Here is a 21,429-nt window from a genome sequence, read left to right as displayed (position 1 = left end):
AAAGATCAAAGCTATTTCTTATATACCTTAAGCCATGAACACATAGGCCAAACTCTTTTCCCAGTAGGCGATATAGCTAAACCAGACGTACGCCGCATTGCAGAAGAACAAGACTTAATCACTCACGATAAAAAAGACAGCACCGGTATTTGTTTTATTGGTGAGCGTAAATTTAAAGACTTTTTACAAAAGTTTTTACCTGCTCAACCAGGTGTGATTGAAGATACTGACGGCAACAACGTAGGTGAGCACGAAGGGCTTATGTATCATACACTTGGCCAACGTAAAGGCTTGTTAATTGGTGGCATGAAAGAAGGCTCTGGCGAGCCATGGTACGTTGTAGATAAAGACGTTGAGCGCAATGTGCTCGTTGTCGGACAAGGTAAAGACCACCCTCGCCTTTACAGCAATGGCCTAAACGCCAATCAATTACATTGGGTAGACCGTGTTGGTCCTCAAGGTACAACGCGCTGCACCGTTAAAACCCGTTACCGCCAAGAAGATATTAATTGTACTCTTCTCGTTGGGGAAGATGGTATGGCACGTGTATTGTTTGATGAACCACAAAAAGCCGTTACACCAGGTCAATCAGCTGTATTTTATGCCGATGATGTGTGTTTAGGTGGCGGTATTATAGATTCGGTGATTAAGTAATGAATCAACACCAAGTCATGGCGCTTGCCGCCATGTGCCAAGTGGCTAAACAAGTACAAAAAATTGCGCAATACGGCAGCGCAAACGATTCAGACTTAGACGTGCTATTTACAAGTATTGTACAAACATCACCCGCATCGCCGGTTGATGTTTATCAAGGTACGCATAACTTGCGCGACGGCTATAAAACATTAATGGCGCAGCTTACTGCTGGCGCTCAAAAAGATGTGGAAATAGTTAAGTACGTAGGTGGTTTAATGCAGCTTGAACGTATTTTAAATAACGAGCCAAAAAGCTTAGCTGAACTTGGCCGTCGTATCGACGACATTCATCGTCGCTTAGATCACTTTGCTATAACCGATGACACAGTAGTTGCCGGTTTAGCAGATATATACTCGTCGGTGCTGAGCCCCCTTGGGCACCGAATTCAGGTTTATGGTAAACCCGAGTTATTAAAACAGCAGCAAACGCAAAATAAAATTCGTGCCCTTTTATTAGCAGGAATTCGCAGTGCTGTATTATGGCGACAAATGGGCGGTAAACGCCGTCACTTTTTCTTTGCAAAAAGAAAAATTCTCGCTATTGCAAAAACAAACATTTAATTATCGTTCAAAACTAAAATTTAGGAGTTATTATGGAGCTTTCAGCGTTAACCGCTATCTCTCCAGTGGATGGTCGCTACGGCAGCAAAACCACTGAACTACGCAGTATTTTCAGCGAATTTGGCTTAATCAAATACCGCGTAACCGTTGAAGTGCGTTGGTTGCAAGCCTTAGCTGCAGCAAGCGATATTAAAGAAGTACCTGCATTTAGCGAACAAGCCAATGCACTTTTAAATGCCATAGTTGATAACTTCAGCGAAGCAGACGCACAGCGTGTTAAAGACATTGAACGCACCACAAACCACGATGTTAAAGCGGTAGAATATTTACTAAAAGAAAAAGTAGCCGATAACAGCGAAATTAACGCTATTAACGAGTTCATCCATTTTGCCTGTACATCAGAAGATATTAATAACCTATCTCATGGTTTAATGCTAAGCGAAGCTCGTGATAAAGTGCTCCTTCCATACTGCGACCAATTACTTAACGCTATAAAAGAAAAAGCCATTGAGTACAAAGCAGTACCTATGATGACGCGTACCCACGGCCAACCAGCTACGCCTTCAACAATGGGTAAAGAGTTTGCTAACGTATACATGCGTTTAAAACGCCAACGCGACCAAATCGCACAGGTAGAAATGCTAGGTAAAATTAACGGTGCTGTAGGTAACTACAATGCTCACTTGAGTGCTTACCCAGATTACGATTGGCATACCCACGCAAGCAACTTTGTAACTAGCCTTGGTTTAACCTTTAACCCGTTCACTACACAAATAGAGCCGCATGACTACATTGCCGAGCTATTTGATGCTATTGCTCGCTTTAACACTATTTTACTTGATTTTGATCGTGACGTTTGGGGTTACATTGCCCTTAACCACTTTAAGCAAAAAACCATTGCTGGCGAAATCGGCTCTTCAACAATGCCGCATAAAGTAAACCCTATCGACTTTGAAAACTCAGAAGGTAACCTAGGTTTAGCAAATGCTATATTTGCTCACCTTGCACAAAAACTGCCTGTTTCTCGTTGGCAGCGTGACCTTACCGACTCAACCGTTTTACGTAACTTAGGTGTGGGTATGGGCTACACGCTTATCGCGTATCAATCTACACTTAAAGGCGTAAGCAAGCTTGAAGTAAATGAGCAACGTTTACTTGATGAGCTTGATCAAAACTGGGAATTACTTGCTGAGCCAATTCAAACGGTTATGCGTAAATACGGTATTGAAAAACCATACGAAAAACTTAAAGATTTAACGCGTGGTAAACGTGTAAATCAAGAGATAATGGCCGACTTTATCGATGGTTTAGACCTGCCAGAGCACGCTAAAGTAGAAATGAAAAAACTAACACCTGCCAACTACATTGGCCGCGCTGTTGAGTTTATTGACGATTTAGTTTAAATACTAAATTGCGCATATAAAAAGCGAAAGGATAATCCCTTTCGCTTTTTTTGTACTAAAAATTATAGGCCAACTCTATGTACCAATTAAAAATAAACAACCTCTGTGAGCAAGAATTTTTAAACCAATACTGGCAAAAAAAACCGCTATTAATTAAACAAGGCTTTACAGACTTTCAAGACCCAATAGAGGCAGAAGAGCTTGCCGGTCTTGCTATGGAAGAAAGTATAGAGTCGCGAATTGTTACCAACCACAATAACGATTGGCAAGCATACCAAGGCCCATTTGAAGACTTTGAAAAATTAACTGAGCAACACGCTACTTTATTGGTACAAGCGGTTGATCATTGGCATAGCGATGCAGCACAACTGCTTCAGCCATTTCGGTTTATACCTAACTGGCGAATAGATGATTTAATGATCAGCTACTCAACCCCTAAAGGTGGCGTTGGTCCACACCTAGATCAGTACGATGTATTTATTATACAAGGCGAGGGTAAGCGTCATTGGCGTGTTGGCTTGCCTGATCCAACAGTTAAACAATTTGCGCAAAATAAAAAACTACTGCAAGTTGAGCAATTTGAAGCCGTTATAGATTGTATTTTAGAGCCCGGCGATATTTTATACATACCACCTGGGTGCCCTCACGAAGGCTATGCAATAGAAAACGCCCTTAACTACTCGGTTGGATTTAGAGCGCCTAATCAACAAGACTTATTTTCTAGTTTTGCCGATCATGTTATTGATACCGACAGCGGCCAAAAACGCTATACCGATCATACTTTAGCCCTTAGGGACTCTAAAGGTGAGCTTTTACAGAGCGAAACCGATAAAGTTAAAACCCTTATGCAAGCGCTACTTAATAACGATGAGCTATTTAAGCATTGGCTTGGGAATACCTTAAGCCAAGCCAAGCACGAAATGGACTTAGCACCGCTTGAAGAGCCTATAACCTGCGAGCAAATGAGTGAGTTAATAGCAAACAATGCAGAAGAATTTGAGCGTTTAGGCGGCGTACGTGCTATCTATCAGCAGCTAGAAGACACCCTATTATTAAGTATTAATGGCGAAAACTACCCGTTACCACTTTGCGACTTAAATGCCGTTAAACTATTAACAGATCATGATTATGTTAATACCGACGATTTAAACGCAGCGCAGCCCAGCCTAGTTTTTATTCAAACCTTTACTACACTAGTTAATGAGGGGTTGTGGTTTAATTAGAGGTGCGCTATGGGCTATCAAATTAATAAGGTCGAGTGGGATAGGCAAAAAGACCAGCTACAACAAATACGTGAAAAAGTATTTGTGTATGAGTTACACTTACCCAAACGAATAGAATTTGATAGCCAAGACAAACTAGCACACCATGTGCTAGTTACTCACAACAGTAACGCACCCGTAGCCACAGGTAGGCTGTGTACAGATGGTTTAATAGGCCGAATAGCCGTTTTACCCGCACACCGTAATCGCCACGTTTATACTTCATTACTTACTTTTATTGTTAATCTTGCCGCTAACGATGGGCACCAAGTTATTAGTATTAATTGTATTTTAAACGAAGTTGAACGTTTTAAACGAAACGGCTTTATACAACAAGGCGGTGTTTTTATGGAAGCAGGTATACCTAGGCAGCGAATGCAATGCCAAGTGTCTGAGTTTGTCACTAAACCATTTACATTAGTACATTAAAAAAGGGCCATTAATAGCCCTTTTTTACGTTTATACAAGCAATACCTTATTTTGGTTCATTAGCCCAAAGTTGCTCGTTTTCATGCATTTCGTATAAGCCGTGTGCACGGTTTATAAGTAAGTTAGCAAAGTCGACCTGGGTTTTATCACGCGCGCCAACACTCATTATTTGATCTGCTTTTAACTGCCATTGTAATGAAAAATAACGCATAGCATCGCGCGCATCTTTTGCTGCACTTACTTCTGCATGATCAGTAGGTAAGCGCCCTGTTATTACCCAGTAGCTCTTACCGTTTTGCGCTTTAAATTTCCACATAGCACACAATGGCGCTAAAAAGCGGCTATCTTTGTCTATTACTGATTTAGGCATAATGCCTTTTTCTGCTAAGTATTTTTGGGCGTTTTGAAAACACTCGCGTTGCCAAGCAACCCGTTGTTGCTCTATTTGTGCTTGCTCTTGCGCTGTTAATGGTTTTTTTTCTTCTTGCTGCATTTTATTAACCTTTACTGCTTTTTTTCTACACTCTAAGTGCATAACAAATAAGGTGCAAGCATAAAACACCTGCTTTGCACCTTAAATACACCATTTGATTTGTTTTTAATCACAATTGCACTTAAGCAATAGTAAATCGCTGTTATTTTATATTGTGATCAAACGAGCCTACATCACCTGGGAACACCACTGGCGATTCAATCCCGTCTTTGCTTATCGCTGCAACACCAAAATAGTAATTATCTATAACAACGTTTTTAAGTGTAGCTTTACTTACATTGCCCACATCGTGACTAAATTGCCATTGTGGCTCACTGGTATAGCGCCAATAAATACGATAACCGGCAATATTATCATCATCTGAACTTTGCCACGAAAGCGTAGTGTCAGCCTTAACCGCGCCTTCAATTTTTACCTGTTTAGGGGGAGCTGGCGCCCAAGCCATTGAAGCCATTGTTACTGCGTTCAGTGACGTAAGCTTTGCTGTGTAGTCAAAATCAACGCCATCTATGGTATCGCCATAGACCACACCATTTTCTGTACGTAAATCTTGATGTTGTCGGTCGTAATGCTCATTAGTTTCCATAATTCTGACTGCTGCAAAACCTGCATCGTTAAACGGTCTATGGTGCCCGCCCCGGCCAAACCTATCTAACCTGTAAACTAACATCGTATCTAAATTTGGAATGTACCTATCGGCAATTGTATCTATATAGCGCGCTAAATTACGGCTCGCCGAATCGACTTCACCACCTGTAAAACGGCGCGTTCTTGCTTGTTGTTTCGTTTCTACTACACGCGTGCCTTCTGAGAAAATACGAGCCGTTGTATTGTCGGTAACACCATTAATACCGGTAATGTTGCCAATCATGTCGTTATTTAAAACGCCATGTACTTGCCAATTGTGCTCTTGCGCATACGCTGTGAGTATTTTACCGCCAAATAAACCCTGCTCTTCGCCAGACAACGCTGCATACACAACTGAGCCATTAAATTTATGCTTGCTTAGTACACGTGCAGCTTCAATAACCCCTGCCACGCCTGAAGCGTTATCATTAGCACCCGGTGAATCACTGGTAAAGTCCATTACATCACTCACCCGCGAATCAATATCGCCCGACATAATAACCATTCGGTTTGGCTCAGTACTACCACGCTGAATGGCCACTATATTCACCACTTCAACAGGATTAGGAATTCGTTTTTCACCTGATATAGTGTCTTTAACTTCAATAACTTCTAGGCAACCACCACATTGCGCTGATATTTTTTCAAACTCTTTTTTGATCCAACGCCGTGCAGCACCTATGCCCCGTGTATCTGACTCAGTTTCAGAAAGCGTATGGCGGGTACCAAAATCCACCAGCGTTTGTATGTCGCTCTCAATACGTTTAGCTGATACCTGCGCTGCAATATCATGTAGCTTTTGTTGTTCTTCATATTTTATGCTGGCATGAGCCTGTGTTGATAAGCCTGCCGTACAAGCAAAGGCTAACGTACTCAATTTAATAAGTTTAGTTGTAATAGAAAAAGGGGTTTTGCGCATTATAAGCTCCTTATTTTTTTCCTTACCATTACTCAACACCCTATTTAGTGCAACTATTTTGAGTTAAAGCTTTATACAAGTAAGCTCAACTGTAAAAATTAACCACACTTAAGTACTCCCCTCTTTTAAGAAACCGAGCGTATTACAAACCTTGTTACATAAATACGCTATATACATAGCGTGTTTTCGTGGCAAACTAATGGGGTGTTTTATTTGTATTTGTAACCTATGCGCCAGCTTAAAGCCGACACTGTCTCTGCCAATTTAATAGCTTCTAGTAACAACCAATATGGGCCTATTTGTGTTTATCAAAATACGGCCTATCGCTGGTTAACACTTGCCCAAAATGCGCAAAGCGATATCACTATTCAAGGGGTGATGAGCCTTAATAAGAATGAACAATTACTGATTGCGGTTAATCAATGTATGCTGTTATTTTTACTTAAAGCAGCTGAGCCACTAAGTGTTTTAAATTTAGGTTTAGGTACTGCGGGCATTGAACGAGCCATTCATTATTTACATAACAAAACGGCTTATATAAATAACTTAGCTGTGTTTGACAGTGTAGAAATAAACCCCGCGATGATAAGCGTTGCTAAGCACCATTTTAACTTGCCCGCTAATCATACAGTGCACTTACAAAATGCAGAGCAGTTTGTTGCAACGTGCACGCGCACATACAATGTCATTACAATTGATATTTTTAGTGGCGATGTACATCAAGACTTTTTATCTAACAGCGTATTTTGGCAAAACATACGTCGCTGCAGCGGGCTAAATGCGCAAATTATTATAAATTTAAACCCTAAAACAGGAAAAGAGCTCCAAGCTTTACTCGTCTTGTTTAGGCAACACTTTAGCTGTATTGCCCTTATAGAGTTTAACGAATACAAAAATATTGTCGTGATGCTTTCTCAGCAAAGCTTAGTGCACATTAATAAAGAAGAAATAGCCCATTCGCCATTATTTAAAACGTGGGCGCCCAGCCTTCACAGCGACATAAACAGCATTTACCACATAGAGTAATTTAGCGACCTGGTTCGTGTTTTTCATAGCACGGCAAATGGGTTTCTAATTGCTCCCAATTGGCTTTAGAGGTAACAAAATTATGCGACATTACCTGTTCAGCAATATCGTCATCTATCAACCCTAGGCGTATTCGCAAGCGAGATTTATCCTCTGCATTAGCACTGTAAATAGGTGAGCCACATGTTTTACAAAAAAAGCGCGCACGCCCAAGTTTGAAATTAAATTCAGTTAAATTATCTTCACCTTTGGTAAGTGTAAATTCGTGAGTGTTTACAAAACCATTCGTGGCAAAAGCAGTTCCGCTGTTTTTTCTGCATAGTGAGCAGTGACAATGAATAATTTGAGAAATAGTCCCTTTAATTTCAACACTTACCGCTTTACATAAGCACGTTCCAGTATACATATAATCCCTTTTATTATTTTTAATTGCGTGTTGTTAGGTATTTTACGCGTTTAAAATAAAAACGTCAGTAGAATAGATAAAACACAATATTGGTTGACTAATTTACACCAGATTGGTTATATAAATTTTAAGTTTGAAAAGTTAAAAGTCATATATTGGTTTACCAATTTATATGCTTATACTTACATTAGTAAAAGAGGGATTATGCGCGTTAAATACAGCTTACTGTTAGTGGCCTGCTCAGGATTATTAGCCTGTTGCCAAAACAATCAAAATGCCCCCTCTGCAAAATGGCTATTAGTAGATAACTTTGAACAACCGCTAAAAGGCTGGACAAAGGCTGACACAGACAACCAAACTCAACCTTATGTCGCTAACCCACAAGTAACTAAAATAGAAGTTGAGGACACAGCCAAAGGGATTAACCATTTTTTAATTAAAAAGCCTGCCGAAAATGGTATTGTCGGCAACCGCAAAGCCCTAAGCTATAAAAAGCTTCCAAAAACAGTGCCCGTTGGCGAAACCTACACTTTTTTTACCCGTATTAACGTCGCCTCTTTTCCAAATAACCATGCTTTTGGATTAAGTAACTTAGAGCCAGAGCAAATAAACGTTCATGGCTACGACGCCTTTGAAGCCACTTTACGAGTTACCGATAAAACCGAATCAAACGGCTTAGTTAATACCGGGGCGCTAATGGTCAAAACTGATAAAGGCTATAGTAATATCCAAAACTATGCACAAGCGCAATCGGCTAAACCACTTGATACAAACAGTTGGTACAACATTTGGTACGTTGTTAATAATGCATCGGTAAAAATGCAAGGCCAGCAATACAATGTATATGTACAAGGCGGCGAATTTAAAAACCAAACCTTAGTGTATAAAAATGCCACCTTTAGAATGAAACGCGAGCGCCCACTTAGCTATTTTTTAGCTAACTGTAATACGGGCCCACATAAAAAGCCCTACGGAAATGGCGGTTTACGCTATGACGACATTTATATGATTAAAGGCGTAAACCTCACAAACCCTATTCGATAAAAGTAGCAGTGTAAATTAGTCGCTAAAGATCTACAGCGCGCCACTTAAATGGTATGATCCTTTTCTATTTTTTGTCATTTAAGTTTATAAAATGTATCGATTATTCGAAAAAATGACCAACGCATTTCCTGAGCAAAAGCCAACGCAGCCGCCCTCTACCTTATTTGCGTTTTGTCGTCATTACACTAAAGGTATGGAGCTGTCATTAGTTTTAATGTCTGTTAGTGCTGCCCTGCTTGCCATTTTAGAAGTATCGTTATTTAGCTATATGGGCCAACTGGTTGATTGGTTGGGCACCTACACACCGCAAACCCTATTTGAAGAGCAAAAAGCCGAACTTATAAAAATGGCGGTAGTGCTTTTAGTGATATTGCCTATTGTGGTGTTTTTTCACTCGGCTATTTTGCACCAAGCATTACTGGGTAATTACCCTATGTCGATTCGTTGGTCGGCGCATAGATACTTATTACGCCAAAGTGTTAGCTTTTATCAAAACGAGTTTGCAGGGCGTATTGCCACAAAAGTAATGCAAACATCACTGGCCGTACGAGAAGCCGTAATGAAACTGCTCGATGTACTAATGTATATTGTGGTTTATTTTGGCGCTATGGTGTTTTTAGTTGCAGAAGCTGATTGGCGTTTAATGCTACCGCTTTTAGTGTGGGTAATTATTTATGCCGCCATTCAAATGTACTTTGTGCCAAAACTTAAAAAAATTGCCAGCTCGCAGGCCGATGCGCGCTCTGAAATGACCGGCCGTATAGTCGACAGCTATACAAATATATCAACCATTAAGCTTTTTTCGTACACACAACGTGAAGAACAATACGCTAAACAAAGTATGGATGTATTTTTACAGCCTGTTTATAAGCAAATGCGTTTAGTAACCAGCCTTAACTTTGCCATTAATAGCCTAAATTACTTATTAGTATTTAGTGTGGCCGCACTATCCCTTTATTTATGGTCGCTAAGTGCAATTAGCGCAGGCGCCATTGCTGTTGCGGTTAGTTTATCGCTTAGATTAAATGGCATGGCGCAGTGGATCATGTGGGAAATAAGCAGCTTGTTTGAAAACATTGGTACCGCAACCGATGGCATGAAAACCTTATCTACGCCAATTAAAGTAGATGACAAACCCGATGCAAAACCGCTTGCCGTTTCTAAGGGCGATATCGCGTTTTCAAATGTTCACTTTAACTACGGCAAAGCCGCTAACGAAACTAATCGCGGCCCGGTAATGAACGGCCTAAACCTACATATCAAACCCGGTGAAAAAATTGGCTTAGTGGGTCGCTCTGGCGCTGGTAAATCAACGTTAGTTAATTTACTCCTGCGCTTTTACGATACCGATTCGGGGACGATTAAAATTGATGGCCAAAACATTACCGATGTAAGCCAAGAAAGCCTTCGCCGCTATATAGCCATGGTTACGCAAGACACTTCCCTGCTTCACCGCTCTGTAAAAGATAATATTTTATACGGCCGGCCCGATGCCTCAGAAGCCGAAATGCTCAGCGCTGCCAAGCAAGCTAAAGCACTCGAGTTTATAAGCGATTTAGAAGATAGCAAAGGCAATAAAGGGTTTGATGCTCAAGTAGGCGAGCGCGGTGTAACCCTCTCTGGTGGGCAACGCCAGCGTATCGCTATAGCGCGGGTATTACTGAAAAATGCACCTATTTTAATACTCGATGAAGCCACCAGCGCGCTCGACTCAGAAGTAGAAGCTGCAATACAAGCAAGCCTAGATGATTTAATGACAGGTAAAACTGTGATTGCCATTGCTCACAGGCTATCGACCATTGCGCAAATGGACAGACTTATTGTACTTGATGGAGGGCGCGTTGTAGAGCAAGGCAGCCACGAAGCGCTCATTGCGCAAAATGGTATTTATGCTGGCCTTTGGGCACATCAAACCGGTGGGTTTATTGGTGTAGATTAGCCAAGATAAGATTATAAGCCGAAAATAGCGCGATTTTTATTGCGCATTACGCTATTAAATCAAATATTTATAATTTGTCCCTAATTTTATCCAAGCGAATCTCTTCCCTTGATTAAGTTAAGTCAATTATATACCATCCTTACTTATAATAATTTACGGATAGTTTACTTTCACATGGAAAAAACTCTTTATCTACTCCTATTCTGTGCCTCAACGCAATGCTTTGCAGACACCGCATATATTGGTGTTGACTATGTATTACCTGAAATGGCAATTAGTAACGAAGATGTTAAGCCAAAATCAACTGCACTTCGTTTAGGGGTCAGTAACAATAATATGGCTTTTGAAGCCCAATACCTAACCGCAAATGAGAAAGATAACCTTTATCGCATTGAATTCGATATAGAAAAAAGTGCCGCGTTATTTTTCGTAATGCAGTCTGATGTTGTTAATGGTTTCGGTTTAGATGTTTCAGTCGGCTATGCGCAAACAGATATTACAGTTAATGGCCCTGAAGAAACTATAAATGATGAATTTCAATATAAAGGTTTTGCTTGGGGTGTGGCAATGCACCAAGATATTCCATACTTAAACAACACCCAAGTAAGGCTTGGCTATCAATCACTTTATGACAAAGACGATATCGAGATAACAGCTATTTCTCTTGGTTTTACTTACCAATTTTAGTCATTCTCTCATTTTAAAAGGTACAATCCTAAAATGGCAATAAAACACACCTCTCACAAACTCTCTATTATTTCGATATTATTAATAGCAGTTACTGGCTGTGGCTCTGATACTGAGTCAACCGACCTAAAAAAAGCAGTAACTCTCGAAGAGCTTCGCACTGAAGGTACAATTATAGAATCCGTTACTATTATCAATAATCAAACACGCATTAGACCTGGAGAACAATTTCAGCTTAAAGCCATGGGTATAGATAGTAACGGAGAAACGAGAGATGTAACCGATGAGCTTACTTGGAGTACAAGCGACCCCGAAGTAGCCACTGTCAATAGTCGTGGCTTAGTGACAGCCATTACTAATTCTCCACTGGATAGAGGTTTGATTACGGTTACTGGCACTACAATAAATGAAATATCCGGTGAAGGACAAATGTCAATTAGTGATGAAGCCGTTTCGAACATAGAACTAAAACAAGCCTCACCAGAAATAGGTGACATTAATACGTGTATAGAAGCAAGTATTAGTGCAGATATTACTTATTCAGATGGCTATATATCTTTAAATACAATAAAAGATATTAGTTTTACTCTTGATGATGAAACAAGCGCGTTAATCGATAACAACGGTACACTATATACCTCATCAAGTGAAATTGAGAACACTTCAATTACTGCGAATATAGGTAACATATCGGATACCTTAATTGTCACAGCCAACCCAGTTAACCTAGAGAGTATTGATATTCTTTCTGATGATACATCTAAGGATATTATCAAATTAAACTTAGGTTCTCGTATAAGCGTAGCTGCGCAAGCCAATCTAATAAACAATCCTTCTCCTTTCGATATAGACAATACTATAAAGTGGTCTACGTTAGATTCATATACTGTCGGTGTTACAAAACAGGGCGAAAATAAAGGTACTTTACTCGCATTAAAACCAGGCGTTACAGAGCTTGTTGCGAGCTGTGGTGGAGTGTATAAAACAATAGCCGTGCAAGTTGAAGGCGACGCAACCCTAGAAAGTATTCAAATTAATGACGCTGAAAATCCATTAACTTTGAGCCCTCTGGGTACTTTAGATTTAACATTAACCGCTAACTATAGTGATACCTCTTCTAGCTTGAATGTTTCAGAGTTTGCGAATTGGAGTGTAAATGGCAGCACAATTGCAAATGCTGAATTAATTAATATTGGAACCAATCAGGCTAGATATAGATTAACGAGTAATTCAAATAGTAACGGTACAGTTATCGTTTCTGTCAATTACGCTGGGATAGTAACAAGTACACAAATCAATATTGAATAAAAAATAGTTAAATACGTCAAGCAAATAGCTCAGAACGAAGGTCTTAATTTACTAGGCCTTCACTTTATCCTTTCTACTCTCTTTCTCTGTACAGGTTTGTCGCTTGGTCTACAAGCAACCAAAAAAGCAAGAACGAACAAAGTACTCTCAGGTATTATTTTTTCTAAAGCAACCTTTACTTACCCCCTATACCTAGAGGCGATGGTAAAACCAACAAACAACACTATGGCAAATGTTGTATGGATGCTTAGTACTGATTCTACCCAAGAATTGATGCTATGGAGTCATATGGTAGCGACTTAATTGGCCAAGAGTGGTTTGACCAGCGTATGCATGTGAGTCATCACGAATTTATTCGAGACCCATTTCAAGACTATCAGCCTAAGGACGCTGGCTCTTGGGTTTACAACAACGGAGAAACATACCGCAATAAATTTCGTAGATATGGAGTACATTGGAAGGATGCGTGGAATTTGGATTACTATATAGATGGTGTTTTGGTCCGAAGTGTCCCTGGCCCTAATATTATTGATCCTGAAAACTATACTAACGGAACAGGCTTAAACAAGCCTATGCACATAATACTGGATATGGAACATCAGCCATGGCGAGAGGTTAAGCCTAATGCATCTGAGCTTGCAGATCCCAAGAAAAGTATATTTTGGGTAGATTGGATACGAGTTTATAAAGCCCAGTAATATATTAAAAACTTAACTTATTAATTGCGGAACTTGTGTTTACAAACCCTCTAATGTTTGCGGTATACTCACCGCATTTAATAAGTTTTAAAACACATTCGTTGAGACTTAAAGAAAAGTACTTATAAGCTGATGCACTCACTAAGCTTTAAATTCTCTCACCTAACAACTAATCATTATAGTTATTTTCTAAATGGGTTATTTCACTTTCAGTCAAAACTAAACTTCTATACAGAAAATTGTAATCAATTTCATCTTGTTGCTTTACAAATGAAAATGCCGCTTCAATCAAAAGTATTCGCTCTTTTGAACTATACATACTATACGCAATCTCTATGCTAGATGATAAGCTACTGACTAACATACCCTCGCCAGCCAAAAGCCTAAAATAATAGTGGTTGTTAACTTTATTTTCCGTTTAACTTGTTTAAGCTATTAACCTCAAGCCAATTAAAATTAGCATAACAATATTGGCTATAAAACTGATTAAAAAGAAGTACGTGCGTGGGCTTGGATTTTTCTCTGTGGCTATAACGTAATACAGCGCCATATGAATTAATCGCGCTATTACATACACCCAAACACACATGGCAAATATAGTGCTTTGGTAATTTATAACAAATGCGAACAGCACAGTACCAATAAACAACGCGCTGTTTTCTAGTGTGTTATGAAAAGTACGATGGGCTCTAAATATAAAACTGTCGTGCGATAAATCATCGCTAATTTTACCTGGTACAGCATTAGGCTGTTTAGCTTTGCTAAAGGTAGCTACCGACCATTGTACCACTAACATTATTAAGTAAACGTAAAACGCCATATAGGCAGAAAGCGCAACTTCAGTCATTTTTATGTCCTTAAAATTGTTTTAACTCAGTAGTAATAGCAAGTTTCAAGCCTAAAATAAGTTTATTATAATTAATAACTTATAATTTATAGGTTCAATAATAATGTAAAAGCTGCAAAGCTATTTATAAATGTTACCCACGTATTAACTCCTTAACGTTAGCGTAATTGATACCACTGCGTGATCGGTTGTTAAATCGTCTCGTTCGTATTCTGGGTTTATTAAATGCCTGTCGTATGTATGATAATCACTCACTTCATAAAAGCTATCATCGTAACTTGGGTCAAATTCACACGAGAGTAAAATATAATCAAGTACCGTACTACTTGTTCCATAGTAATGGGTAGGGCTGCGATTTAATAACGGCGCCGAGGGGCCATTACTTTGTTGAGCATCTGCATGGCTGCCAGCGTTTTGCTGTGTGTTGTGCGCCGTAAATTGGCTCATTTTTAGTGTTTTAAATAACTGCCACGCGTCATTTAAACAATATTTTGCAAGGTATGTTTTAACATCAAACGCTGGGGCAAATCGCAATGTATTCGTTAGTAAATGACTCAACACACCATCGGCTAAGTCGTTATTAAAATCGCCCATTAACACCATAGGCTGTTGTGTAGCTTCGCGTCGGGCAATCATTTCTATCATTAGTAAAGTGGCTTCACTGCCGCGCTGAATGGTTGAGCCCCACGAGCCGGCCACATTTGCTTTAAGAGTGTCTATTATGTTTTTTTCGCTTGAGGATGGTTCGGTTTTGGCTGAGCTAGTAGTACTTTCATCACTCTCAATCATGGCTCGTTTTGACTTAAAATGCACTACATAACAGTCGGTATTACCTACATGGGGTAATTTAATGGTGGCTCTTAACACCTTACGGCTAAAGGTAAAATTACTATTTAGGCCAAGCATTTCAACAAGCTCGGTATTGTGCTTAACCGCAGCTATATCAACAATCTCAAATTTAGACGCTATAGCCACTACCGGACGCTTAAAAATAAAATCATCAATCACCTCTGGCGTATCAACCACAGCAAAATATGTATAGCCTTGCTGCGCCATTAACGCCTTTAGCGATTCAATACTAAACACTTCTTGAAAACCTACTACATCAGGCGCGTACTCATTTAAATAATCCACAATCCAGCGCTGTTTGCGTGCCCATTGCTCTGCGGTATAAATTTTTTCAAAATCGTAATACGCATTAGGCGGCTCAAGGTAGTTAAATAAATTAAACGTGGCTATTTTAAATTGCGTGTTTTTTACCACTGGCTCGTTTAAATCAGCGGCAGGTTCAACCTCAAGCGTAGTGTGATGTAAAGTCGATTCAAAATTACTGATAACAATAGCCTAGCGAATAAAAGTGCGTTAATTATACCCTAAAGGGTTTAAAGTTCTAAACCGTGAATTATTCTCAACATGCAAATAAAGCCCTTTATTTAGGCTATACTGCCCTCCTCGTTATTAGCGCACACATAGGTATTATGAACTACTCAAATTTTGGTACTAAATTTACACAACCCAACGGAATAACGCAGCTTATGGAAGATTTAGGCAGCGCTAACGCAAGCAATAATCCAAATATTGTTATGCTAGGTGGCGGTAACCCCGCACACGTACCACAGGTTAATGCCGTATTTTTAGATGAATTACAAAAGCTAGTAGCCAGTAATAAAGTATCGCAAGTATTTGGTTTGTATGACGGGCCAACTGGCAATGACGAATTTAGAGCGGCCCTTGCTAAACAGCTCAATAGCGAGTTTGACTGGGGCTTAACACCACAAAACATAGCACTGGGTAACGGCAGCCAAGCTAACTTTTTTGTATTGTTTAATATGCTTGCGGGCAAAATGAGCGATGGCACTAATAAGCGTATTTTGTTTCCGCTTGCGCCTGAATACGTAGGTTACGCCGACCAAGGTTTATCTGATGATATGTTTGTGGCAATAAAACCCGACATCGAAATTTTAAATACACCCAGTGGCTCTAAGCAGTTTAAATATGTCATTGACTTTGACGCGGTAGAAAACGTATTAGCCAACGATACCAGTATTAGTGCACTGTGCGTATCGCGCCCTACCAACCCAACTGGTAATGTCATTACCGATGATGAAGTACGCCATCTAGACGCCCTTGCACACAAGTACAATATTCCCCTAATTATTGATAACGCCTACGGCGACCCCTTCCCGGGCTGTATTTACACCGATGCAAACCTTACGTGGAACTCAAACATTATATTGTGTATGTCGCTTTCAAAATTGGGCTTGCCAGGCCTGCGCACTGGTATTGTGGTTGCCAATAGCGAAATAATTAAAGCCATTGGCCGTGTTAACGGCTCTATGGTGTTATCGCCTAACGCTATTGGGCCAAGCTTAGTAACCCGCTTAATTAACGAAGGCGAATTACTGCCTTTGTGTAAAAATACTGTATTGCCTTTTTATAAAAATAAAGCAGAGATAGCCATAAACCTGTTTGATGAAATTTTCGCCGACTTGCCTGTTTATTTACATAAACTCGAAGGCGCGTTTTTTATGTGGCTATGGTTTAAAGACTCAAAAATAACCTGCGAAATGCTTTATCAAAAACTCAAAGAGCAAGATGTATATATAATTCCTGGGCATAACTTTTTTATTGGCATTGAAGATAGCTGGGAGCATAAACACCAGTGCGTACGCATTAACTACGCTAACGATGAAGCTACTCTCAGAAAAGGCTTAGAGGCTATTAAAGCGCTTATTATGTAGCGCTTTAATTAACGCTTTACATCGTATTTCAACGTGGTGGTTAACGCTTAGCGTTAGCCACTGTATTTTTATTTAACGTACTGTTTAAGGGCTAACGCCTTGGTTAACAGAGCAAACAGCAAGCCACCTAAAGCACCTGCTAGTAACTGCAAATAAAATCCCCATCCACGTGCGCCTGCTATAATATGAATATTCATAATCGACTCAATGGCCACTAACACCACGGCAAAAGCAGTGATACCCGATGCTACAAATAGCACCATGCTGTATTTTTTAAACTTTTTAACAAGTAACACAACAGCAAAAAAAGCGATAGCCAAAGCAATAGCAATAATGGCGCCATAGGTAGGTAATAGCCCTAACCAATCATTTAGCGTTAAGTTAATACGGTCGCTTAAGCTGACCATCACGCCCACATCAACTAATTGATTGACAACGTATTGGCTATGAAACAAGCTAGCAAGCGTAAAGGTAAATAACCAAGAAACTAAAAATATAGGGAGTAAACGTGTTAAAAATGACATGGTTATCTCAACTTAAAATAAAGCTTTTTTCTTACAGTAGCAAAGGCTTGCAATGTAAACAACGACTCTCTCAATTAGCGCTATGGCTGTTTGTAGGGCTATTTGCTTCTGCAGCCAGTGCTGCTGAATTACCTAAAGAGCAATACAGCACCCACACACTCGCAGCACAATTAAATTCGCCGTGGAGCATGGTTAAACTGCCAAATGATACATGGCTAATTACAGAGCGCGACGGCCACGTTATTATTGTAAAAAACAATCAGCAAACTAGAGTGAATTTAAACCTTGAAGACTTATACGTTGCAGGCCAAGGCGGCTTACTTGATATAGTGCTCTCGCCTAATTTTAACACCAGCAAAGAAGTCATTTTTACCTACGCACAAGGCACAGCTGAGGCTAATCGCCTAGTAATTGCAAAAGCCACCTTTAATGGCACCGGCTTTTCAACGCCTGTTATTATTTACACAGTAGCGACTGATAAAAATACCCCACAACACTACGCTGGCCGCGCCCTCTTTTTACCCGACAACACTCTACTGTTTTCAACTGGTGATGGCTTTGATTTTAGAGAGCAAGCACAAGTTGTAACCAGCCAACTCGGCAAACTATTACGCATAAACCTAGATGGCACTATTCCAAAAGATAACCCATTTATTAATCACAAAAACCCCAATGCACACGCTGTTTACTCGCTCGGTCACCGAAACCCACAGGGCTTAGTGTATGATTACGATACCGAGCAAATTATTAGCCACGAGCACGGCCCCGCAGGTGGCGATGAGCTAAATTACTTAACGCCAGCTACCAACTACGGCTGGCCGGTGATCACCTACGGTGACGATTACTCGCAAGCGCGCATATCTCCTTTTAGAGATTACCCCGGCATGCAAAAGCCAAGCGTAGATTGGACGCCATCAATCGCCCCGTCAGGCATGGCGTATTACGGCACTAAACATACAGCTTTCCCTTCACTTCAAAAACATGGACTCATCACCACCCTCGTTGATAAAAAGCTCTACAGCGTTAATCTGACTACTGGCGAATTCACCCAGTCACACGTATTCCCACAAGCAACAGGACGATTAAGGGATGTGTATGTAACCACTGAGGGTAATGTAGCAGTATTAATGGATGGGAAAGATGCAAAGCTGATGATGGTAACGCCAAAGTGATACTCACTTAAATGAATGATGATTGCCTTGTAAGATTTATTTTAATGTTTAACTTTGAAAATAAATCTTACAAGGCTAAACAATTTATACTTAACTCAGACCTTTTGGGGAGCTTTACAAAAGATTTTTATGGTGTGTTTAAATTAAATTTCCTCTCGCATGCTTTTTGAAAATCATCAGGAGAAATTACGATTTGCCGCGTTGTATTTTTAACCTTCTTTTTTACCTCTTCTCTATTAAAAGCTATGTAACAGCCACTGTCGTCACTTATCTCAATTGAAGATAAATATTTATCCATTATTTTTGATTCACTTGATGACTGCTCATATTGCCAAACATTTACTTCACCTGCTTTTAATGGCATGTCCATTACCTGAGTACCGTACTCAGTTTTAAAGACCAATTTAACCATTAACTCTTCAGCTGTAGAGTTTTTAACACTAGCCCAGTAAATGCTTGAACATGAGCTCAATACAAAAATTATTAGTAATCCAAAAATTAATACCTTTAATCTTTCCATAGGACCTCAGAACTCCAAATTAATCTTTTTATATCAACTTCAAGCGCTTCACTGCGTGTAATGCGTTGCTTTAGATTAGCCGTATTTTTTGTGTCATTGTAGTACTTCATAAGATCAATCTTTCCTTGATTTGGATAACCTGGAGAAGACGCTTTAACATTTTGAAGGAGAATATTTGTACTACCTTTATGACCCCAAGATAAATTAATACCTCCTACATAAATAAGTACAGAATGGCCAAACTCATGCGCTGAAACCAACTTAAATTCATCATCGATCAATTTTGATGGTATTCCAGCTGTTACAGATCCTCTTTGATAAATAAAACTCGCATCAATACCTAATATAGCTGGATTCATTGAACGACCATAACTTTCACTTTCTTCTATCTCTAGGTCTACAGGAATGGCATCAGAACTACTTTTATGTAAAGGATTAACTATTACATTAAAACGCACACCCGCCACTGTAATTGTATTTGACCAATATTGTTTAATACCAGCTATAGCCAACGTTTTTAATTTAAGGTAATCGCCTTGTTGCAAACTGTTTTGTTTAAAATTAAGGTAAACATCAATATTGATGGTTCTTAAGCGGCTATTAATGGTCGTTTTAGCCCAAGTTGCCTTATGAGCCCCGTTGTGAACTTTTAGCTTGCTACCTCGCCCATTTCGGGAGGGCCCTACCCGTACCATACGATAATTAACAGTGGGTTTATCAATTGCTTTATGAAGATGCTCTTCAAAAATATCGAGCGTAAGAGAGTGTTTTTGAGGGTTCGCAGCTGTTGAATCCATTTTATATTCCATTATAGTTAGTAATCATTGCTAAGATGTTTTTCGTTTAACAATTCTATTAGTTCCTCTAAATAGTCCAATATACTTTTCAAAGATTTTAGTGTCAAGAGTACCTATCTCAAAAACAAATTAAACAGACACCCACTATAAAAACAAATTAAACAGACACCCACTATAATTTAGCAAGCAAAGCTGAGTCACTAGATTTATTTTTTTAGGTCAATAATTGATTTTTCACGACTGCGTTACTTCCTTTCATGTAGTAAATGAGCCATTTTACCCTTAAACCCTAAATTATAAGCATGAAAATGATTGCATAACTGCAATTTAAATTTTTTTCTTTGTGGTTTTTAATCTATGCAAGCAACTTTACACAGTTACCAATATTCGCGCGCCGTTTTCGATTTAAATTTTCGCAGTAACCTATTTGTGAAGTGGGCCTGCCTACTGCACCATGAAATACGCGTGTAAATCGGGTCGTGAGTTTTAACCAGTTTTCGGGGGAAATATTCACTCTTTCGAGTAAGGGTAAGTGATTATTTTTAATATACCCTCGCTTATCTTCTCTTATACAACGCCCTGTTAACTCTACAAGTTTAAGGTACGATTTAAGCTCAAACGGTAACCCTTTTGGCATAATTTGACGTGACATGCCTGCAAAGCGAAGTAACTGTTTAGGTTGCTTACCTTCTGTTGCGCTTTTTAAGCGCCTTTGAGCACTTGTATGGTCAGAGTCTTCTGGTGTATTTGCTACTTTTGCTCTGATGGGGTTTAAATCTACATACGCCATACAGGCGGCAAGTGCGGCTTCATCAAGGAGTGCTTGAGATTTAAACCGACCTTCCCAAAATCTACCTGTGCAGTTATCTTCTTTATTTGCTCTACGCGCTATATTTTCATTCAATAAGCGCATAAACCAGCTAATGCTTGATAGGCGCTCTCGATATTCTTTTACTGTTTGATTAAAAAAGATAAGCTCTGCTTTACCTAGCTTTTCGCCCTGTATGTACTTTTGCGTAAGTACGGTGCCTTTGCACAGCTTGTGCCACCGAATAACAATCGCTTTATCATTAAGCCTATTCGCTTTTTTATTATCAACATATAACACTAAGTGCGTATGATTGCTCATGACTGCATAAGCACAGACGTCAATACAAAATATCTTGGCTAATTCAAGCAACTTATCTTCAACCCACCCTCGTCGATGCTCGTAAGATTGACCTGTAATGTGGTCTTCGCCACACAGAAAAGCACGTCGAACACAGCGCGAGACACAGTGGTAATATTTTGTATCAACCAAACTTACTTGTCGCTTTCTTGCAATTGCCATA

The 21,429-nt window shown here is 39.6% G+C and carries 22 protein-coding genes; 13 read left to right on the top strand and 9 right to left on the bottom strand.

All coding sequences use genetic code 11. The annotated features are described in order from the left end of the window. From mnmA to B4F91_RS17160, 5 genes are all read left to right on the top strand, one after another. A partial coding sequence (mnmA, locus tag B4F91_RS17180) for a tRNA 2-thiouridine(34) synthase MnmA (protein WP_288636099.1) occupies window positions 1-654 on the top strand: 654 nt, incomplete at its 5' end. Further along, entirely contained in the window at window positions 654-1,256 is a 603-nt protein-coding gene (gene hflD, locus B4F91_RS17175; protein ID WP_004586725.1) for a high frequency lysogenization protein HflD, read from the top strand. The genes mnmA and hflD, both read left to right, overlap by 1 nt. Before the next feature lie 32 nt (window positions 1,257-1,288). Continuing rightward, complete coding sequence (gene purB, locus B4F91_RS17170; protein ID WP_286936837.1) at window positions 1,289-2,659, top strand: adenylosuccinate lyase; 1,371 nt, start codon at window positions 1,289-1,291, stop codon at window positions 2,657-2,659. A 77-nt stretch (window positions 2,660-2,736) separates the two neighbouring features. Next, the gene (locus tag B4F91_RS17165) at window positions 2,737-3,882 is read left to right on the top strand and encodes a cupin domain-containing protein (RefSeq protein WP_286936835.1); all 1,146 of its coding nucleotides are present in this window, start codon (window positions 2,737-2,739) and stop codon (window positions 3,880-3,882) included. A 9-nt stretch (window positions 3,883-3,891) separates the two neighbouring features. Continuing rightward, window positions 3,892-4,350 carry a GNAT family N-acetyltransferase gene (locus B4F91_RS17160; RefSeq protein ID WP_286936833.1) on the top strand — a complete coding sequence of 153 codons (459 nt, stop codon included), beginning with the start codon at window positions 3,892-3,894 and terminating at the stop codon, window positions 4,348-4,350. A 46-nt stretch (window positions 4,351-4,396) separates the two neighbouring features. Here B4F91_RS17160 and B4F91_RS17155 read toward each other — a convergent pair whose 3' ends face one another. Both B4F91_RS17155 and B4F91_RS17150 read right to left on the bottom strand, forming a co-directional pair. Then, window positions 4,397-4,843: a DUF4826 family protein gene (locus B4F91_RS17155; protein WP_029772653.1), complete on the bottom strand. Its 447-nt coding sequence runs from the start codon at window positions 4,841-4,843 to the stop codon at window positions 4,397-4,399. A gap of 142 nt (window positions 4,844-4,985) precedes the next feature. Further along, a complete protein-coding gene (locus tag B4F91_RS17150; protein ID WP_286936830.1) occupies window positions 4,986-6,389 on the bottom strand; it encodes a M28 family metallopeptidase in 1,404 nt (467 codons plus the stop codon). A gap of 228 nt (window positions 6,390-6,617) precedes the next feature. Between B4F91_RS17150 and B4F91_RS17145 the strand changes: the two genes are divergently transcribed. Continuing rightward, window positions 6,618-7,415, top strand: coding sequence for a hypothetical protein (locus B4F91_RS17145; protein ID WP_286936828.1), 798 nt, complete (start codon window positions 6,618-6,620; stop codon window positions 7,413-7,415). A gap of 1 nt (window position 7,416) precedes the next feature. On the opposite strand, the gene B4F91_RS17140 is transcribed toward B4F91_RS17145, so the two are convergent. Then, window positions 7,417-7,821 (bottom strand): GFA family protein, encoded by a 405-nt coding sequence (locus B4F91_RS17140; RefSeq protein WP_286936827.1) that lies wholly within the window; start codon window positions 7,819-7,821, stop codon window positions 7,417-7,419. A gap of 204 nt (window positions 7,822-8,025) precedes the next feature. Between B4F91_RS17140 and B4F91_RS17135 the strand changes: the two genes are divergently transcribed. From B4F91_RS17135 to B4F91_RS17115, 5 genes are all read left to right on the top strand, one after another. Further along, on the top strand, window positions 8,026-8,865 hold the full coding sequence (locus B4F91_RS17135) for a hypothetical protein (protein WP_286936825.1): 840 nt from the start codon (window positions 8,026-8,028) through the stop codon (window positions 8,863-8,865). A gap of 91 nt (window positions 8,866-8,956) precedes the next feature. Continuing rightward, complete coding sequence (locus B4F91_RS17130; RefSeq protein ID WP_286936823.1) at window positions 8,957-10,804, top strand: ABC transporter ATP-binding protein; 1,848 nt, start codon at window positions 8,957-8,959, stop codon at window positions 10,802-10,804. A 174-nt stretch (window positions 10,805-10,978) separates the two neighbouring features. Further along, window positions 10,979-11,491 carry an outer membrane beta-barrel protein gene (locus B4F91_RS17125; protein ID WP_286936821.1) on the top strand — a complete coding sequence of 171 codons (513 nt, stop codon included), beginning with the start codon at window positions 10,979-10,981 and terminating at the stop codon, window positions 11,489-11,491. A 33-nt stretch (window positions 11,492-11,524) separates the two neighbouring features. Then, a complete protein-coding gene (locus B4F91_RS17120) occupies window positions 11,525-12,799 on the top strand; it encodes an Ig-like domain-containing protein (protein WP_286936820.1) in 1,275 nt (424 codons plus the stop codon). A 278-nt stretch (window positions 12,800-13,077) separates the two neighbouring features. Further along, window positions 13,078-13,497 (top strand): hypothetical protein, encoded by a 420-nt coding sequence (locus B4F91_RS17115; protein WP_273607549.1) that lies wholly within the window; start codon window positions 13,078-13,080, stop codon window positions 13,495-13,497. Between the two features lie 427 nt (window positions 13,498-13,924). On the opposite strand, the gene B4F91_RS17110 is transcribed toward B4F91_RS17115, so the two are convergent. After that, window positions 13,925-14,344 carry an MAPEG family protein gene (locus tag B4F91_RS17110; protein ID WP_286936818.1) on the bottom strand — a complete coding sequence of 140 codons (420 nt, stop codon included), beginning with the start codon at window positions 14,342-14,344 and terminating at the stop codon, window positions 13,925-13,927. A gap of 144 nt (window positions 14,345-14,488) precedes the next feature. Beyond that, window positions 14,489-15,607, bottom strand: a complete 1,119-nt coding sequence (locus tag B4F91_RS17105) for an endonuclease/exonuclease/phosphatase family protein (protein WP_286936817.1) — start codon at window positions 15,605-15,607, stop codon at window positions 14,489-14,491. Window positions 15,608-15,822: 215 nt separating this feature from the next. Between B4F91_RS17105 and B4F91_RS17100 the strand changes: the two genes are divergently transcribed. Then, window positions 15,823-17,085 carry a valine--pyruvate transaminase gene (locus B4F91_RS17100; RefSeq protein WP_286936842.1) on the top strand — a complete coding sequence of 421 codons (1,263 nt, stop codon included), beginning with the start codon at window positions 15,823-15,825 and terminating at the stop codon, window positions 17,083-17,085. 68 nt (window positions 17,086-17,153) lie between these two features. Here B4F91_RS17100 and B4F91_RS17095 read toward each other — a convergent pair whose 3' ends face one another. Continuing rightward, on the bottom strand, window positions 17,154-17,609 hold the full coding sequence (locus B4F91_RS17095; protein WP_286936815.1) for a hypothetical protein: 456 nt from the start codon (window positions 17,607-17,609) through the stop codon (window positions 17,154-17,156). Here B4F91_RS17095 and B4F91_RS17090 point away from each other — a divergent pair. Then, entirely contained in the window at window positions 17,594-18,781 is a 1,188-nt protein-coding gene (locus tag B4F91_RS17090; RefSeq protein WP_288636096.1) for a PQQ-dependent sugar dehydrogenase, read from the top strand. The two genes, B4F91_RS17095 and B4F91_RS17090, sit on opposite strands and share 16 nt — an antisense overlap. Before the next feature lie 127 nt (window positions 18,782-18,908). Here B4F91_RS17090 and B4F91_RS17085 read toward each other — a convergent pair whose 3' ends face one another. The 3 genes from B4F91_RS17085 to B4F91_RS17075 all read right to left on the bottom strand — a co-directional run bounded on the left by B4F91_RS17085 (window position 18,909) and on the right by B4F91_RS17075 (window position 21,428). Continuing rightward, complete coding sequence (locus B4F91_RS17085; protein ID WP_096041623.1) at window positions 18,909-19,301, bottom strand: hypothetical protein; 393 nt, start codon at window positions 19,299-19,301, stop codon at window positions 18,909-18,911. Then, window positions 19,289-20,098, bottom strand: coding sequence for a hypothetical protein (locus B4F91_RS17080; RefSeq protein WP_096739541.1), 810 nt, complete (start codon window positions 20,096-20,098; stop codon window positions 19,289-19,291). The genes B4F91_RS17085 and B4F91_RS17080 overlap by 13 nt, the downstream gene beginning before the upstream one ends. A 355-nt stretch (window positions 20,099-20,453) precedes the next feature. Beyond that, window positions 20,454-21,428 carry a transposase gene (locus B4F91_RS17075; RefSeq protein WP_096041621.1) on the bottom strand — a complete coding sequence of 325 codons (975 nt, stop codon included), beginning with the start codon at window positions 21,426-21,428 and terminating at the stop codon, window positions 20,454-20,456. Window position 21,429 lies beyond the last annotated feature (1 nt).

The organism is Pseudoalteromonas sp. UBA6610, assembly GCF_002433295.1.
In the GTDB taxonomy this organism is placed as follows: Bacteria; Pseudomonadota; Gammaproteobacteria; order Enterobacterales; family Alteromonadaceae; genus Pseudoalteromonas; species Pseudoalteromonas atlantica.
Note: the sequence above shows the minus strand (reverse complement) of the source record. Positions and strands in the feature narration are given on the sequence as shown.

What these genes read in the sequence shown, in the direction of transcription:
- purB (WP_286936837.1), top strand. Translation starts at nt 1,289, where the DNA reads ATGGAGCTTTCAGCGTTAACCGCTATCTCTCCAGTGGATGGTCGCTAC.
- B4F91_RS17100 (WP_286936842.1), top strand. Translation starts at nt 15,823, where the DNA reads ATGAACTACTCAAATTTTGGTACTAAATTTACACAACCCAACGGAATA.
- B4F91_RS17140 (WP_286936827.1), bottom strand. Translation starts at nt 7,821, where the DNA reads ATGTATACTGGAACGTGCTTATGTAAAGCGGTAAGTGTTGAAATTAAA.
- B4F91_RS17130 (WP_286936823.1), top strand. Translation starts at nt 8,957, where the DNA reads ATGTATCGATTATTCGAAAAAATGACCAACGCATTTCCTGAGCAAAAG.
- B4F91_RS17145 (WP_286936828.1), top strand. Translation starts at nt 6,618, where the DNA reads ATGCGCCAGCTTAAAGCCGACACTGTCTCTGCCAATTTAATAGCTTCT.
- B4F91_RS17125 (WP_286936821.1), top strand. Translation starts at nt 10,979, where the DNA reads ATGGAAAAAACTCTTTATCTACTCCTATTCTGTGCCTCAACGCAATGC.
- B4F91_RS17075 (WP_096041621.1), bottom strand. Translation starts at nt 21,428, where the DNA reads ATGGCAATTGCAAGAAAGCGACAAGTAAGTTTGGTTGATACAAAATAT.
- B4F91_RS17165 (WP_286936835.1), top strand. Translation starts at nt 2,737, where the DNA reads ATGTACCAATTAAAAATAAACAACCTCTGTGAGCAAGAATTTTTAAAC.
- B4F91_RS17135 (WP_286936825.1), top strand. Translation starts at nt 8,026, where the DNA reads ATGCGCGTTAAATACAGCTTACTGTTAGTGGCCTGCTCAGGATTATTA.
- B4F91_RS17080 (WP_096739541.1), bottom strand. Translation starts at nt 20,098, where the DNA reads ATGGATTCAACAGCTGCGAACCCTCAAAAACACTCTCTTACGCTCGAT.
- B4F91_RS17150 (WP_286936830.1), bottom strand. Translation starts at nt 6,389, where the DNA reads ATGCGCAAAACCCCTTTTTCTATTACAACTAAACTTATTAAATTGAGT.
- B4F91_RS17085 (WP_096041623.1), bottom strand. Translation starts at nt 19,301, where the DNA reads ATGGAAAGATTAAAGGTATTAATTTTTGGATTACTAATAATTTTTGTA.
- B4F91_RS17115 (WP_273607549.1), top strand. Translation starts at nt 13,078, where the DNA reads ATGGAGTCATATGGTAGCGACTTAATTGGCCAAGAGTGGTTTGACCAG.
- B4F91_RS17120 (WP_286936820.1), top strand. Translation starts at nt 11,525, where the DNA reads ATGGCAATAAAACACACCTCTCACAAACTCTCTATTATTTCGATATTA.
- B4F91_RS17155 (WP_029772653.1), bottom strand. Translation starts at nt 4,843, where the DNA reads ATGCAGCAAGAAGAAAAAAAACCATTAACAGCGCAAGAGCAAGCACAA.
- B4F91_RS17160 (WP_286936833.1), top strand. Translation starts at nt 3,892, where the DNA reads ATGGGCTATCAAATTAATAAGGTCGAGTGGGATAGGCAAAAAGACCAG.
- B4F91_RS17095 (WP_286936815.1), bottom strand. Translation starts at nt 17,609, where the DNA reads ATGTCATTTTTAACACGTTTACTCCCTATATTTTTAGTTTCTTGGTTA.
- B4F91_RS17110 (WP_286936818.1), bottom strand. Translation starts at nt 14,344, where the DNA reads ATGACTGAAGTTGCGCTTTCTGCCTATATGGCGTTTTACGTTTACTTA.
- hflD (WP_004586725.1), top strand. Translation starts at nt 654, where the DNA reads ATGAATCAACACCAAGTCATGGCGCTTGCCGCCATGTGCCAAGTGGCT.